The sequence below is a fragment of the Saccharopolyspora karakumensis genome (assembly GCF_004349225.1).
GTDB classification, from domain to species: Bacteria; Actinomycetota; Actinomycetes; order Mycobacteriales; family Pseudonocardiaceae; genus Saccharopolyspora; species Saccharopolyspora endophytica.
Genome location: NZ_SMLA01000071.1, coordinates 1 through 12625, shown reverse-complemented (window position 1 = coordinate 12625; position 12625 = coordinate 1). Strand labels below are relative to the sequence as shown.

Annotated in this window: 14 protein-coding genes and 1 pseudogene; 5 read left to right on the top strand and 10 right to left on the bottom strand. The window is 72.8% G+C overall.

Translation table 11 applies throughout. The features are described from left to right. Positions 1–30: 30 nt before the first annotated feature. Together E1202_RS28180 and E1202_RS28175 are read right to left on the bottom strand one after the other, a co-directional pair. Positions 31–426 carry a cupin domain-containing protein gene (locus E1202_RS28180; protein ID WP_132686364.1) on the bottom strand — a complete coding sequence of 132 codons (396 nt, stop codon included), beginning with the start codon at positions 424–426 and terminating at the stop codon, positions 31–33. Positions 427–519: 93 nt separating this feature from the next. Continuing rightward, entirely contained in the window at positions 520–1320 is an 801-nt protein-coding gene (locus E1202_RS28175) for an EamA family transporter (RefSeq protein WP_207918961.1), read from the bottom strand. Between the two features lie 138 nt (positions 1321–1458). Here E1202_RS28175 and E1202_RS28170 point away from each other — a divergent pair, with 138 nt between their 5' ends. Further along, positions 1459–2310, top strand: a complete 852-nt coding sequence (locus tag E1202_RS28170; protein ID WP_132686362.1) for a LysR family transcriptional regulator — start codon at positions 1459–1461, stop codon at positions 2308–2310. Here E1202_RS28170 and E1202_RS28165 read toward each other — a convergent pair whose 3' ends face one another. The 3 genes from E1202_RS28165 to E1202_RS28155 all read right to left on the bottom strand — a co-directional run bounded on the left by E1202_RS28165 (position 2311) and on the right by E1202_RS28155 (position 4909). Next, a complete protein-coding gene (locus E1202_RS28165; protein WP_132686361.1) occupies positions 2311–3048 on the bottom strand; it encodes an SDR family oxidoreductase in 738 nt (245 codons plus the stop codon). Positions 3049–3055: 7 nt separating this feature from the next. Beyond that, the gene (locus E1202_RS28160; RefSeq protein ID WP_132686360.1) at positions 3056–3712 is read right to left on the bottom strand and encodes a DUF6518 family protein; all 657 of its coding nucleotides are present in this window, start codon (positions 3710–3712) and stop codon (positions 3056–3058) included. Between the two features lie 396 nt (positions 3713–4108). After that, positions 4109–4909, bottom strand: coding sequence for a pentapeptide repeat-containing protein (locus tag E1202_RS28155; RefSeq protein WP_132686359.1), 801 nt, complete (start codon positions 4907–4909; stop codon positions 4109–4111). 65 nt (positions 4910–4974) lie between these two features. Here E1202_RS28155 and E1202_RS28150 point away from each other — a divergent pair, with 65 nt between their 5' ends. Continuing rightward, positions 4975–6120 (top strand): coiled-coil domain-containing protein, encoded by a 1146-nt coding sequence (locus E1202_RS28150; RefSeq protein WP_207918958.1) that lies wholly within the window; start codon positions 4975–4977, stop codon positions 6118–6120. A gap of 4 nt (positions 6121–6124) precedes the next feature. Here E1202_RS28150 and E1202_RS28145 read toward each other — a convergent pair whose 3' ends face one another. From E1202_RS28145 to E1202_RS28135, 3 genes are all read right to left on the bottom strand, one after another. Then, positions 6125–6673, bottom strand: a complete 549-nt coding sequence (locus E1202_RS28145; protein WP_132686358.1) for a GNAT family N-acetyltransferase — start codon at positions 6671–6673, stop codon at positions 6125–6127. A gap of 126 nt (positions 6674–6799) precedes the next feature. After that, complete coding sequence (locus E1202_RS28140; RefSeq protein WP_132686357.1) at positions 6800–7786, bottom strand: malate dehydrogenase; 987 nt, start codon at positions 7784–7786, stop codon at positions 6800–6802. A gap of 375 nt (positions 7787–8161) precedes the next feature. Then, the gene (locus E1202_RS28135; protein WP_132686356.1) at positions 8162–8929 is read right to left on the bottom strand and encodes an SDR family oxidoreductase; all 768 of its coding nucleotides are present in this window, start codon (positions 8927–8929) and stop codon (positions 8162–8164) included. Between the two features lie 63 nt (positions 8930–8992). Here E1202_RS28135 and E1202_RS28130 point away from each other — a divergent pair, with 63 nt between their 5' ends. Further along, positions 8993–9514 carry a MarR family winged helix-turn-helix transcriptional regulator gene (locus tag E1202_RS28130; RefSeq protein WP_132686355.1) on the top strand — a complete coding sequence of 174 codons (522 nt, stop codon included), beginning with the start codon at positions 8993–8995 and terminating at the stop codon, positions 9512–9514. On the opposite strand, the gene E1202_RS28125 is transcribed toward E1202_RS28130, so the two are convergent. Continuing rightward, the gene (locus tag E1202_RS28125; protein WP_235879071.1) at positions 9511–10230 is read right to left on the bottom strand and encodes an SDR family NAD(P)-dependent oxidoreductase; all 720 of its coding nucleotides are present in this window, start codon (positions 10228–10230) and stop codon (positions 9511–9513) included. The genes E1202_RS28130 and E1202_RS28125 overlap by 4 nt on opposite strands. Before the next feature lie 132 nt (positions 10231–10362). Here E1202_RS28125 and E1202_RS28120 point away from each other — a divergent pair, with 132 nt between their 5' ends. Both E1202_RS28120 and trpS read left to right on the top strand, forming a co-directional pair. Next, a complete protein-coding gene (locus E1202_RS28120) occupies positions 10363–11103 on the top strand; it encodes a GNAT family N-acetyltransferase (protein WP_132686354.1) in 741 nt (246 codons plus the stop codon). A 199-nt stretch (positions 11104–11302) separates the two neighbouring features. After that, positions 11303–12367, top strand: a complete 1065-nt coding sequence (gene trpS / locus E1202_RS28115) for a tryptophan--tRNA ligase (protein WP_132686353.1) — start codon at positions 11303–11305, stop codon at positions 12365–12367. On the opposite strand, the pseudogene E1202_RS31625 reads toward trpS, so the two are convergent. Next, positions 12349–12625 (bottom strand): annotated as a pseudogene (locus E1202_RS31625) (hypothetical protein); the annotation flags it as partial. The gene trpS and the pseudogene E1202_RS31625 overlap by 19 nt on opposite strands.

Here is a 12625-nt window from a genome sequence, read left to right as displayed (position 1 = left end):
CGTCCAGTCCACTGCCGGTGGGAAGGGCTGCTAGGGCGTGGTTCGGGGCGGGGGCGCGTCGAGGACGAGCGATTGCCGGCGTTGGTGCACGGTGAGGTAGCGCAGCCCGTCGGGTCCGGCGGTGAACTGCCGGCGGGATCGGCGCGGGAGCCAGACGAGCGCGCCGGGCGTCAGCTCGAGGGTGTCGAGGTCGGTGGCCAGCTGCCCGGATCCGGCCAGGACGTGGATGAGGACGTCGAGGTCGGGTCCGGTGTGCGCGTCGATGGTGCCCTCCGGCGCCAGTGCGATGATGTTGGAGTCCAGGTCGCGGTGTCCTTCCTGGAGCTTCCAGATCGCCCCGGTCTCGCCCTCGCCCGCGGTCGCGGCGAGCTGGTCGGTTCGGGCGAGGATTCGAGGCACCGCGGGGGTGTCTTCCGGGCTGGGCACAGCGGGGCCTCCTGAACGGGTGTTCGTGCGACGTGGTGGCTGTGCGCCAAGCTAACCCATCGCAGCGCTGCTCAACGCGGTGGCGGGGGCCGTTCACCGGCGGGTCAGGACGGTGGTGGTGTTGGCGGTGACGATGGCGGCGATGGACGCCCACTGACCGAGGTCGAGGTGCTGGCCGAGGATGATCAGGCCGGCGGTGGCGGCCAGCACCGGGTTGAGGCTCATGAAGATCGCGAACAGCGGTGCGGGCACGCGGCGCAGCGCCAGGGCGTCGCACAGGAACGGCACCGCCGAGGACAGCACGCCCGCGGTGACGGCGAAGCCCAGGGCGGTCCAGGTGGGCGGGTGGGTCAGCAGCACCCCGATGCCGATCGGCACGAACAGCAGCCCGGAGAGCCCGCAGGCGGTGGCGGTGCCCTGCGCGCCGGGCAGCGTTCGTCCCAAGGCGTGGTTGAGCAGGATGTAGCAGGCCCAGCAGACCGCGGCCAGCAGTGCCAGCCCCATGCCGAGGTAGTCGGCACTGGGTTGCGGGCGCATCAGCACCGCCACACCGGCGGCGGCCAGCAGTGCGCAGGCCAGGTCCATGCGGCGACGCGATCCGGCCAGGGCGACCGCCAGCGGCCCGAGGAACTCCAGGGTGACGGCCAGGCCGAGCCCGATGCGGTCGACGGCGCTGTAGAGGGCGAGGTTGATGACCGCGAAGACCCCGGCCAGGGCGATCACCAGCCGCCACTGCGCGGCGGTGAACTCCCGCAGGCGTGGCCGGGTGGTGGCCAGCAGCGCCACGGCGGCGATCCACTGGCGGACCGCGACGACACCGGCGGGGGTGATGGTGTCGAAGGCCAGCGACCCGATCGCGGCGCCGGTCTGGTTGGACACCGCGCTGCCCGACATCAACGCCACCCCCGCTCCGCGTGAGGAAGCGGCTGGGGCGGTCGGTGCTGGGGTGCGGGTGGTGGCCATGCCGCTCACCCTCCCGGTCGGGCATCGTTGCGCCAAATGCATCCGCCACGCCACCGATACGCTGAACGCATGGATGTGGAGTTGCGGCAGCTGCGATGCCTGGTCGCCATCGTGGAGACCGGTACGTTCACCGACGCCGCCGGCGAACTCGGCCTGTCGCAGGCGCAGGTCTCGCGCACCCTGGCCGGGCTGGAGAACGCCCTCGGCGTGCGGTTGTTGCGCCGCACCAGCCGCCAGGTCACCCCCACCGCCGCGGGCACCCGGATCCTGGCCCGCGCGCGGCGGGTGCTGGCCGAAGCCGAGGACCTGGTGCGCGAGGCCACCACCGGGGACGCGAGTCTGCGGGTGGGTCATGCCTGGTCGGCGATGGGCCGGCACACGGTGGCCTTCCAGCGGCGCTGGGCGCGGTCGTGGCCGCAGGTGCGGTTGCAGCTGGTGCGCACCAACTCGGCCACCGCGGGACTCGGCGAAGGCGCGTGCGATGTGGCCGTGGTGCGCTCGGAACCCGATCGGCGCCGGTTCTCCGGAGTGGTGGTGGGTCTGGAACGCCGCTATTGCGCGATGGCCACCGATGACGCGTGGGCGCGGCGCCGGTTCGTGCGGTTGAGCGACATCGCCGAACGCACCGTGCTCATCGACCGCCGCGCCGGATCCACCACCCCGCAGCTGTGGCCCGAGGACCAGCGGCCCGGGTTCGACTACACCGCCGACGTCGACGACTGGCTCACCGCGGTCTCCAGCGGGCGCGTCGTGGGCATCACCTCCGAGGCCACCCTCACCCAGTACCGGCGCAGCGGTGTGGTGTTCCGGCCGGTGCGCGACGCCCCGCCGATCCCGGTGCGGGTCATCTGGTGGCGCGACGAGCGGCACGCCCACGCGGGCAAGGTCGTCGACCTGCTCACCGAGCTCTACCGGCGGTGATCACAGGCCTCCGGCCACGCGCAGCACGGCGCCGCTGGCGTAGGCCGCCTGCTCGCTGAGCAGCCAGGCGATGGCCGGGGCGATCTCCTCGGGTTCGCCTGCGCGACCGGCCGGAACGCGGGCCACGGCGGTGTCGGTGCGCTCGGGCCTGCCGGCCCCGGCGTGGATGCCGGTGCGCACCAGTCCGGGAGCCACGGCGTTGACGCGGATGCCCTCGCCGGCCAGTTCTTTCGCCAGGCCCGTGGTGAGCGCGTCGACTCCGGCTTTGGCGGCGGCGTAGTGCACGTACTCGTGCGGGGAGCCGAGGGTGGCGCCGCTGGAGGAGACGTTGACGATCGCCCCGCCCGCACCGCCCCGCTGGGTCGACATGACCTGGGCGGCGCGGCGGGAGCACAGGATCGTGCCCAGCAGGTTGACCTCGAGCACGTGCCGGATGACCCCGGTGGGGGTGTCGGCGAGATCGGCGATGTGGGCGGTCAGCCCGGCGTTGTTGACCAGCCCCGTCACCTGCCCCAGCTCGGCCGCCGCGGCGAACAACCCGTCCACATCGGACTCGCTGGTGACATCGGCGCGCACCGCCACCGCCCGCACGCCCTGGGCGCGGGCCTGCTCGGCGACCGCCTCGGCCTGCCCGGTCGCGCTGCGGCTGCCCAGGACGAGGTCGTGGCCGGCGCGGGCCAGCACCAGCGCGGTGGCCGCGCCGATACCGCGCGAACCACCGGTGACGATCGTGATCATGCGCTGATCATGGCACGAGCAGCATCAGCGCCGGGCCGTGCGTGGAGAGCACCACGAACACCATCGCCGCCGCCGCGGTGAACAGCACCGCCTGCACGAGCGCACCCACGCCGCGCAGCTTCCAGCCCGCCCCGGCGGCCAGCAGCAGCACACCGATGAGCCCCTGCCCCCACCAGTACACCGGCGAGGTGCTCTGAGAGATGACCAGCAGCCCGTACCCGGCCTCGCCGATCAGCACCCCGCACAGCGCCGAAAGACCCAGCGCCGCGCGGGTTCCCGCCCGCCGCCGCAGCCATTGCGCTCCCACGCCCAGCAGCGGTCCGGCGATCAGCGCCGCGGCGGACCAGAACACCATCAGCCCGGTGGAAGCGGGGTAGCCGCGCAGCAGGTCGGTGAGCACGTAGCCAGTCAGCATCGACAGCAACGCCCCGGAACCGCACGCCGCCCCGGACACCGCGGTCGGTGCGGGCAGGGCCAGCAGGAATGCCGGCAGCGTCCACGACCCGCTGGAGTTGGCCAGCGACGACAGCCACGCCGGCGGCATCCCCTGCGCGATGGCCGTGATCCCACCCGCGATCAGCCCGCACACCACCGCCACGACGACGGAGCGCGCGGCGCCGCGACGACGGTGCACCCCGCCGCGTCGTGCTGCGGTCTGATCCATGCCCAGCAGTTTCCCAGCAGAAACCGGTGCTGGAAGACCGGTTCGGACCAACCCCTGGGCCGCAGGATGGCGGATTGCCCGCCCCGTCACCGGCGAGGAGGCTGAAGAGGTTTTGTCCAGCTGAGCCCAGGGGGACTGCGATGGACGGGATCGGGATCGTGGGCGCGGGTGTGGCGGACCTGCACCTGGGGATGCTGCTGCGCCGCAACGGCGTACACCACCACTACCTCGGCGTCGGTCACCGGTGCGGTTCGTCGGCAGGATCAGCGCCCCCTCGCGGACGGTGGACCAGCGGATGTTGCTGCCGCGCCTGGTGCACGACTTCTGCGACGTGGGAGGCGCTTTCGGAACCGCCCCATCACCCCGCCGAACGGCGCGCCTGATCGACCCGGTGGGTCAGCTCCAGTGGTCCGGGCGTTGCAGCCCGGCGGGCAGGCGGGTGGTGTCGTCGCCGCGCGCGGCCGAGACCTGCGGCTGGGTGAGGAACAGGGCTCCGGTGAGGTTCGCGCCGCCCAGGTCGGTGTCGCGCAGGTCCGCGCCCAGCACGTCGGCCAGGCGCAGGTCGGCGTGGCGGGCATCGGCGGCGATGAGCAGCGCGCCCCGCAGGTTGGCCGCCCGCAGGTGAGCGCCGCGCAGCGAGCGGCCCATCAGATCGGCGCCGCGGTGTTCGGGGCCGGGATTCTCGCCGCGCGCCAGTCGGCTGGCCTGGCCGAGCAGATCACCGGTCTGGGCGCGCTGGGCGTTGAGATCGACGGCGGTGAGCTCCTCGGCGCCGAGCTCGGTCAGGGCGGTGACCTCGTCGAGCCGTGTCCGCAAAGCCGGGTGCAGGGGCGCGGTGTCGGTTCGCTCGAGGGCGTCGGTGAGGTACCACAGCAGTTCGTGCAGGCCGCGCATGACCGGGAACGCGGCGAACATCGGCCCGGCGGTACCGGGTTCCTGCCGCCACGACGCGCCGCCGAAGGTGTCCTGGGTCAGGTGCTGGCCGGCGCCGAAGCAGTCGAAGACCGTGCAGCCGGAGAAACCGCTCTCGCGCAGCCGGGTGTGGATCCCGCAGGAGAAGTCGGCCAGCAGGTTCCCGCACGGTGTTCCGGCGGGCTTGTCCACCGCGAACTCCGCCGAGGCCGAGTAGGGCAGCGCCACGCAGCACAACCCGACGCACCGGGCGCAATCCGCCCGCAGTTCCCGCTGTTGCACCATGGACTGGATTGTCCTCTCACCAGCGGTGATCGCCTCCGGCGGGGGCGTTGGTACCGTCACTGATCGTGAGCGAGCAGCCGGAGCAGACACGCGAGACCGCTGAGGGCATCTGCCGTTTCCCGGGGTGTGAGCGGGCGGTGGAGCGCCCCAGCGGTCCAGGACGTCCACCGGAGTACTGCGACCTGCCCGAACACACCCGCTGGCGGGCGTGGAAGCAACGTCAGCGCCTGCAGGCCGTGGCCGAGCAGACTCCCGTCGCGGCACCGGAGGGCTCCAGCGAGTTCGACGGGTCCCGGTTGCGGGCCGAGGAGCTGCTGCGCCAGTACCGGCTGCTGTCCGAGCAGCTCGGCCGCAACCTGCGGGCGGGGCTGGACGAGCTGGCGACGCTGACCGATCCGTCGGCGGCCGAGGCCCAGATCCAGGCCGCCCAGGCCGAGGCCGCGCACCGCATCGCCCAGGCCGAGCAGGCGCTGGCCACCGCGCAGCAGCAGCGCCGCAACGCCGAGCAGGCCCGCCAGGCCGCCGAGGAGGCGGCCGAGGACGCCATCGGTGCCGCCGAGACCGCCGGCGGTGAGGCCGAGCAGGCGCGTGCCGAGCGCGATCGGGCCACTGCGGAGGCCGAACGCGCGCGGGAGCAGGCCGCTACCGATGTCGAGGCGGCGCGCAACGAGGCCGAGGTCGCCACCGCCGCGGCCCGCCGCGAAGCCGACGACCTCGTCGCGAAGGCCCGCAAGGACGCCGAAGACCGCATCGCCGCCGCCCACGCCGATCTGGAAGCCGCGCGTGCCGAAGCCGCCGCGCAGGTGCAGGCCGCTCAGCAGCAGGCGCGGCGGGAGATCGCCGAGGCCGACTCCCGCCGGTCCGAGGCCGCCGAGCGGGCCGCCCGCGCGGAGTCGGCCGCCGAGACGGCCCGGGACCAGGTCACCGAGCTGCGCCGGGCCGCCGACGCCTCGCGCGCCGAGATCGAACGTCAGCGCACCGAGCTGGCGGCGTTGCGCGAGCAGCAGGCCGCCGAGCTCGAGCGCGTGCGCGAGGAGGCCGCCGAGCGGCTGCAGACCGAGCGCGACACCCACGCGCAGCGGCTGGACGCGCTGCAGGACGCCCGGGACCAGGCGCGGGCACGCGCCGAACGCGCCGAGTCCCAGCTCGACACCGCCACCGAGGAGCTCCGCGCGCTGCGCACCGAACCCCAACGGGGCGAGCGCGGCTGAGGCACTACCCGGCCGGGCGGGTCAGCCGCCAGACGACCTCGACGCCGGATTTGCCGGGGGCGTGGGCGAAACGCGCCGGGTGGTGGGTCTCGACGCAGGTGAAGCCGAGACGTTCGGGGACACCGCGGCTGGCGGTGTTGGCCGCGTCGTGCCAGATCTCCACGCGGTCGATTCCCGGCAGCGCGAAGGCCTGCTCGGTCACGACGCGCGCGGCGGTGGTGATCAGCCCGCGGCCGGTGTGGGCGGGGTGCAGCCAGTAACCGATCTCCAGGCCGCCGTCGCCGATGCGATGCTCCAGCGAGATCGTGCCCGCGATGGTCTCGCCGGTGGCGATCAGGTAGGTGTAGCTGCGTCCGGTGTGCCAGCGGGCGCAGGCCTCGTCGATGAACGCCGCGGCCACGGCGGCCGTGTAGTCGCCGGCGGCCCAGGGCATCCAGGGGCGCAGGTGCTCCAGGGATTCGGTGACCGCCAGGTGCAGGGCGCCGTCATCGGCGGAGGTCGGTCGGCGCAGCCGCGCACCGGGCAGGTCGAGGACTTCAGCGGGGCGGGTCATGCCCGCTGATCCTGCTGGTTCGACACTGCGGTGGGCAACCGGGTTTCGCTGGCGGAAACGACGCTGGGGGCGTGGTCCCGGCGAACGGGATCACGCCCCCAGCTGCTACCGCTGTGCGGTTCGGTCTCAGATGAGGCCGAGCTTGCGCACGGTGTCGCGCTCCTCGGTGAGCTCGGCGACCGAGGCGTCGATGCGCTCGCGGGAGAACTCGTCGATCTCCAGGCCCTGGACGATCTCGAACTTGCCGTCGCGGGCGGTGACCGGGAACGACGAGATCAGGCCCTCCGGGACGCCGTAGGAGCCGTCGGAGACGACACCGGCGGAGGTCCAGTCACCCTCGGGGGTGCCGTTGACCCAGGTGTGGACGTGGTCGATGGCGGCGTTGGCGGCCGAGGCGGCCGAGGAGGCGCCGCGGGCGTCGATGATGGCCGCACCGCGCTTGGCCACGGTCGGGATGAACTCGTCGGCCAGCCAGGACTGCTCGACCTGCTCGGCGGCGATCTTGCCGCCGACCTCGGCGTGGAAGAGGTCGGGGTACTGGGTGGCGGAGTGGTTGCCCCAGATCGTCAGCTTGCGGATGTCGGTGACCGACACGCCCAGCTTCTGCGCGAGCTGGGTCTGGGCGCGGTTGTGGTCCAGGCGGGTCATGGCGGTGAAGCGCTCGGCCGGCACGTCCGGGGCGTGGGCCTGGGCGATGAGCGCGTTGGTGTTGGCCGGGTTGCCGACCACCAGCACACGCACGTCGTCGGCGGCGCCGGCGTTGATGGCCTCGCCCTGGGGCTTGAAGATGCCGCCGTTGGCCTCGAGCAGGTCACCGCGCTCCATGCCCTTGGCGCGGGGGCGGGCACCGACCAGCAGCGCGACGTTGGTGCCGTCGAAGGCGGTGCGCGCGTCGTCGGTGATGTCGATGCTCTCCAGCAGCGGGAAGGCGCAGTCGTCGAGCTCCATCGCGGTGCCCTCGGCAGCCTTGACCGCCTGCGGGATCTCCAGCAGCCGAAGCTTGATCGGGGTCTCGGCGTCGATGAGCTGACCGGAGGCGATCCGGAACAGCAACGCGTAGCCGATCTGACCGGCCGCACCGGTGACGGTCACGGTGACGGGAGCTTTGGTCATGAGGTCTCGTTCTCCTGCTCGACGGGTGGTGTTTGCTCTGCCGGGGATGCTATCCCCAGCGCGGCGGGGCTGTGGGACACCGGTCAGGGATCACAGCGCGGGCGTTGCGGGACCGATTCAGCCCGCGAGATCCGCACCACACGTGGGGTGGCCGCGGGGTGCGATTGGCCGTTGTTCACCCGCGGCGTGGTGCCTGGCGTCATCGGAAAGTGCGGTGACGCGGGGGTGCTGGCGGGAGCGGTGCCGGTCAACGCGTGATCGTGCTCGGCGCTGGCGGGGCGTCCGCTGTGAGCGCGGGTGCAGCCGGTGGGTGATGGGGGCGGTGTTGGCTGGTGCGGCTGCTGGGTGAGCGCTCCCGCGCGCTTTCCAGGCGGGTCAGGTCATGCGTTTGCCGCCGCCGGCGTAGAGGGTTTGGCCGGTCAGCCAGCGGGCTTGGTGGGAGGCCAGGAACACCGCGATGTCGGCGATGTCGTCGGGGTGCCCGATCCTGCCCAACGGGCTGTGCTCGGCGAGGCGGTCGTTCATGTCGCGGCTGATCCAGCCGGTCTGCACGGGCCCGGGGGCGATGATGTTGACGGTGATGCCGGCGGGCCCGAATTCCGCTGCGGCCGAGCGCGACAGCGATTCGAGGGCGTTCTTGGTGGCCCAGTAGGAGATCTCGCCGGGTGCGCCGTCGGCGGCGTCGGTGGAGATGGTGATGATGCGTCCCCAGTCGGCGCGCCGCTGCTGGTGGCGGCGGTGGTGTTCGGCCATGAGCAGTGCGGGGGCGCGGGTGTTGACGGCGTGGTGGGCGTCGAGGCTGGCGGCGGTGACGGTGCGGGCGCCGCGGGCGCGGGTGAAGGTGTCGGGGTCGTTGTGGGCGGCGTTGTTGACCAGGATCTCCACCGGGCCCAGCTGCGCTTCGGCCTGGTCGTGGATGAGTGCCGCAGCATCGGGGTCGGCCAGGTCGGCGGTGATGGCGCAGGCGGTGTGGCCGTCGGCGCGCAGCGCGGGGGTGAGGTGGTCGCTGCTGCCGGGCGGGTTGACCAGCAGCAGCCGGACCTGCTGGCGGGCCAGCGCTCGGGCGATGGCCGCACCGATGCCCAGGGCGTTGTCGGTGCCGGTGATGACGGCGACGCGGTCGCGCAGTCGCGGGTCGATCATGGGCTGATCATGGCGTGCCCCGCCGCACCCGCGGGCCCCGGGGTGGTTCTAGGCTGTGGCGGCATGGCGGACGGTGAGGACGGGGTCGATCGGATCCAGGCGGCCTGGCAGCGGGAACGGCCCGGCATGCCGGTGGCCTCGATCGGGGTGATCACGCGCATCTGGCGCATCGCCAAGCTCCTCGACGACGAGCGCCGTCGCACCGATGCGCGGGCCGGGATGGACGCGGCCACTCGCGATCTGCTGTCGACGTTGCGCCGCGCGGGTCCGCCCTACCGGCTGGCGGCCGGTGAGATCGCCCGCCAGTCGCTGGTCAGCGCCGGGGCGATCTCGCAGCGCGTGGCGCGGGCCGAGCAGCGCGGTCTGGTGCGCCGCAGCCGGGGTGGTGATGACGGGCGCAGCGTGCTGGTCGAGCTGACCGATACCGGGCACCGGCTCATCGAGGATCACGTCGACGATCTGCTGCACCACGAGGAGACGTTGCTGGATTCGCTGGATGCCGCCCAGCGCGAGCAGCTGACGGGGCTGTTGCGGGTGTTGCTGGGTGATCTCACCGAGCGCTTCGGGGCCGAGGACCGTCCTTAGTGTCCTTTGTGGGCGCCTCCGTTGACATGCAGGGTTTGGCCGGTGAGGTGTCCGGCGCCGGGTGAGGCGAGGAAGGCGGCCACGGCGGCGATGTCGTCGGGTCGGCCGGCGCGGCCGGTGTCGGTGTGGTCGATGAGGGTGCGGCGGCGGGTGTCGGTGAGGTGTCCGCGGAAGAACTCGGTGTCGTCGACCAGGCCGGGGGCGATGACGTTGGCGGTGATGCCGCGCGGGCCGAGTTCGGTGGCCAGCGTGCGGGTGTAGGCCTCGATGGCGGCTTTGGCGGCGCCGTAGGAGCCCGCCCCTCGGGCGGCGGCGATCGAGCCGATGGTGATCACGCGTGCGCCCTCGGCCAGGCGGGGCGTCAGGGCGGTGGTGACCAGCACGGCGGTGAGCACGTTGGAACGCAGGTTGGCCTGCCAGGATTCGGCGATCGCGGTGAGTCCGTCGGCTGCGGGGCGGTCGAAGTCGGTGTTGCCGCCGGCGTTGTTGACCAGCACGTCGATGGAGCCGGGCAGTTCGGTGGTGGCGGCGGTGATCTGACCGGGGTCGGCGGCGTCGAAGGGCAGTGCTGTGGCGCCGAGGCGGTGGGCGGCCTCGGTCAGCGGGCCGGGGCGGCGGCCGGTGATGGTCACCGCGTCTCCGGCGCGGGTGAAGCTCTCGGCGATGGCGTACCCGATTCCGGTGGCGCCTCCGGTGATGACGATGTTCCGCACCACGACAACTCCTTAAGGTCTAAAGCAGCGTGGTGCACGGTAGCGCCATCCCCGCGCCACCGGCAACGGGTTTTCACCCGCATGCCGCCGAAAAACCGCTTGCCCGGCGCGAATGCGGCGTGTAGAGGTCAGTGAATGCTGCACGAGAGCGGTACCGGCGAGGTCGTGGCGCTGACCGGCCAGACCACGACGTTGCGCTACGCACCGCTGGCCGGGGCCCCGCGCATGGCCCGGCTCATCGCCGCCGAAGGCCCCGACGTGCTGGAACTGCTGCACCAGCGGCTGCCCGGGTGGAACGTGGTCACCGACCTCACCTGCGGGCACCGGCTGCTGCGCGCGGGAGCCAGGCTGCGCCGCCACGCCCACACCATGCACCGCGACCTGCGCGGTGACCCGCCCCCGCAGGAGTGGGCTGGGCTCCGGCCGCCACCACCGCTGCGGGTCACCAGCTGCGAACGCCCCGCCGAGGCGCTGCTGCCGGCGTGGCGGGAGGCCTACCCACCGGGCCATCCCGATCACGTCACCGCCGACGACCGCACGCTGCGCACCGAACTGCTCCAGCCGCTGCTGTCGGGCCGGGTGCTGGGCCCGCTGCTGGAGGCCAGCGCCCTGGTCGCCGACGGCACGGGCACCGTCGTGGCCGGTCTGATCGCCAACGACCGCGCCGGAACCGCGTGGATCAGCGACGTCTTCCGCCGCCGCGCACCGGCCTACACCGGCCTGGGCGGGCTGCTGCTGCGCCGCGCGCTGTCGGGGGTGTCCGGCGAGTTCGCGCGGGTCGGGCTGGCGGTGACGGTCGGCAATTCGGCGCAGCGGCTCTACCGGAAGCTGGGCTTCGAGATCACCGAGACGACCATGACCTTCGCCGTGCCGTGAGGGTGACCGGCTATAGTGGTGGTGTGACCGGCAGTTCTCATCTCGTCTGGTGGCGCTCCAGCTAGGAGCGGCCACCCACTGCGGTACACCCAGATCACCCGAGGGCCGTTCGACCGACGGCCCTTCTTTCGTGCGCGTGTGGCGCTCGTGCGGGTTTCGGCGGACGACGGCGCCGGGCCGACACGAGAGGACCACCCCGATGACCACGACAGCCGAGATCTCCCCCGCGGCGCGGCGCAGCGCCGAGCTGGACGCCGAGATCACCGCCGATGCCTCCCGGTTCCGGATCCTCACCGGTGACCGGCCGACCGGGCCGCTGCACCTGGGCCACTACTTCGGCACCCTGCACAACCGGGTCCGACTGCAGCGGCGGGGTGTGCGGCTGGGTCTGGTGATCGCCGACTACCAGGTGCTCACCGATCGCGACGTCGCCGACGACCTCGACTCCCACGTGCTGGGGCTGATCGCCGACTACCTCGCCGCCGGCATCGACGCGGACGAGGCGATGATCTTCACCCACAGCTCGGTGGCCGCGCTCAACCAGCTGCTGCTGCCGTTCCTGAGCCTGGTGACGGTGCCGGAGCTGCAGCGCAACCCGACGGTCAAGGACGAGATCGCCCACTCGCGGCAGTCGGGTGTGTCGGGGCTGATGTTCACCTACCCGGCGCACCAGGCGGCCGACATCCTGTTCTGCAAGGCCAACCTGGTTCCGGTGGGCTCCGATCAGCTGCCGCACCTGGAGCTCACGCGCACCATCGCCCGCCGGTTCAACGACCGCTACGGGCGGGCGTTCCCGGAGCCGGAGGCGTTGCTGAGCTCGGCGCCGCTGCTGCTGGGCACCGACGGGGTGAAGATGAGCAAGAGCCGCGGCAACGCGATCATGCTGGGCGCCACGGCTTCGGAGACCGCGCGGTTGATCCGGGCAGCCAAGACCGACGCGCAGCGCCACATCACCTACGAGCCGCAGGCGCGTCCGGAGGTGGCGAGCCTGGTGCTGCTGGGGGCGTTGTGCAGCGGGCAGGATCCCGTCGAGCTGGCCGAGAGCGTGGGTTCGGGTGGTGCGGCGGCGTTGAAGTCGGTGGTGACCGAGGCGGTGAACTCCCACTTCGCGCCGTTGCGGGCCGCCCGCACCGAGCTGGCCGCCGATCCGGGGTATCTGCGCGGGGTGCTGGCGCGGGGCAACGCCCGCGCCCAGGAGCGCGCGGAGGCGACGTTGGCCGAGGTGCGGGAGGCGATGGGCACGGTCTACGGGGTGTCCAGGTAGGACAGTGCGAGCTCGGAGAGGTGCAGCCCCGCGCCGGTGGTGTCGATGAGGCCGAGTTCGCGCAGTCGCCAGATGTCGGTCTTGGTCCGCGAGACGGGGCGTTGTTGTTCGGCGGCGAGGTCGGCGGGTGCCAGTCCGGGGCGTCGGCGCAGGGTGTCGAGGACGTGGCGGGTCCAGGGGCCGCGGGGTGTGGCCAGGTCCAGGCGGGCGAGCTGGGCTTGCAGGTCGCGCCGGCGGTGTTCGTCGAGCCCGCCGGGC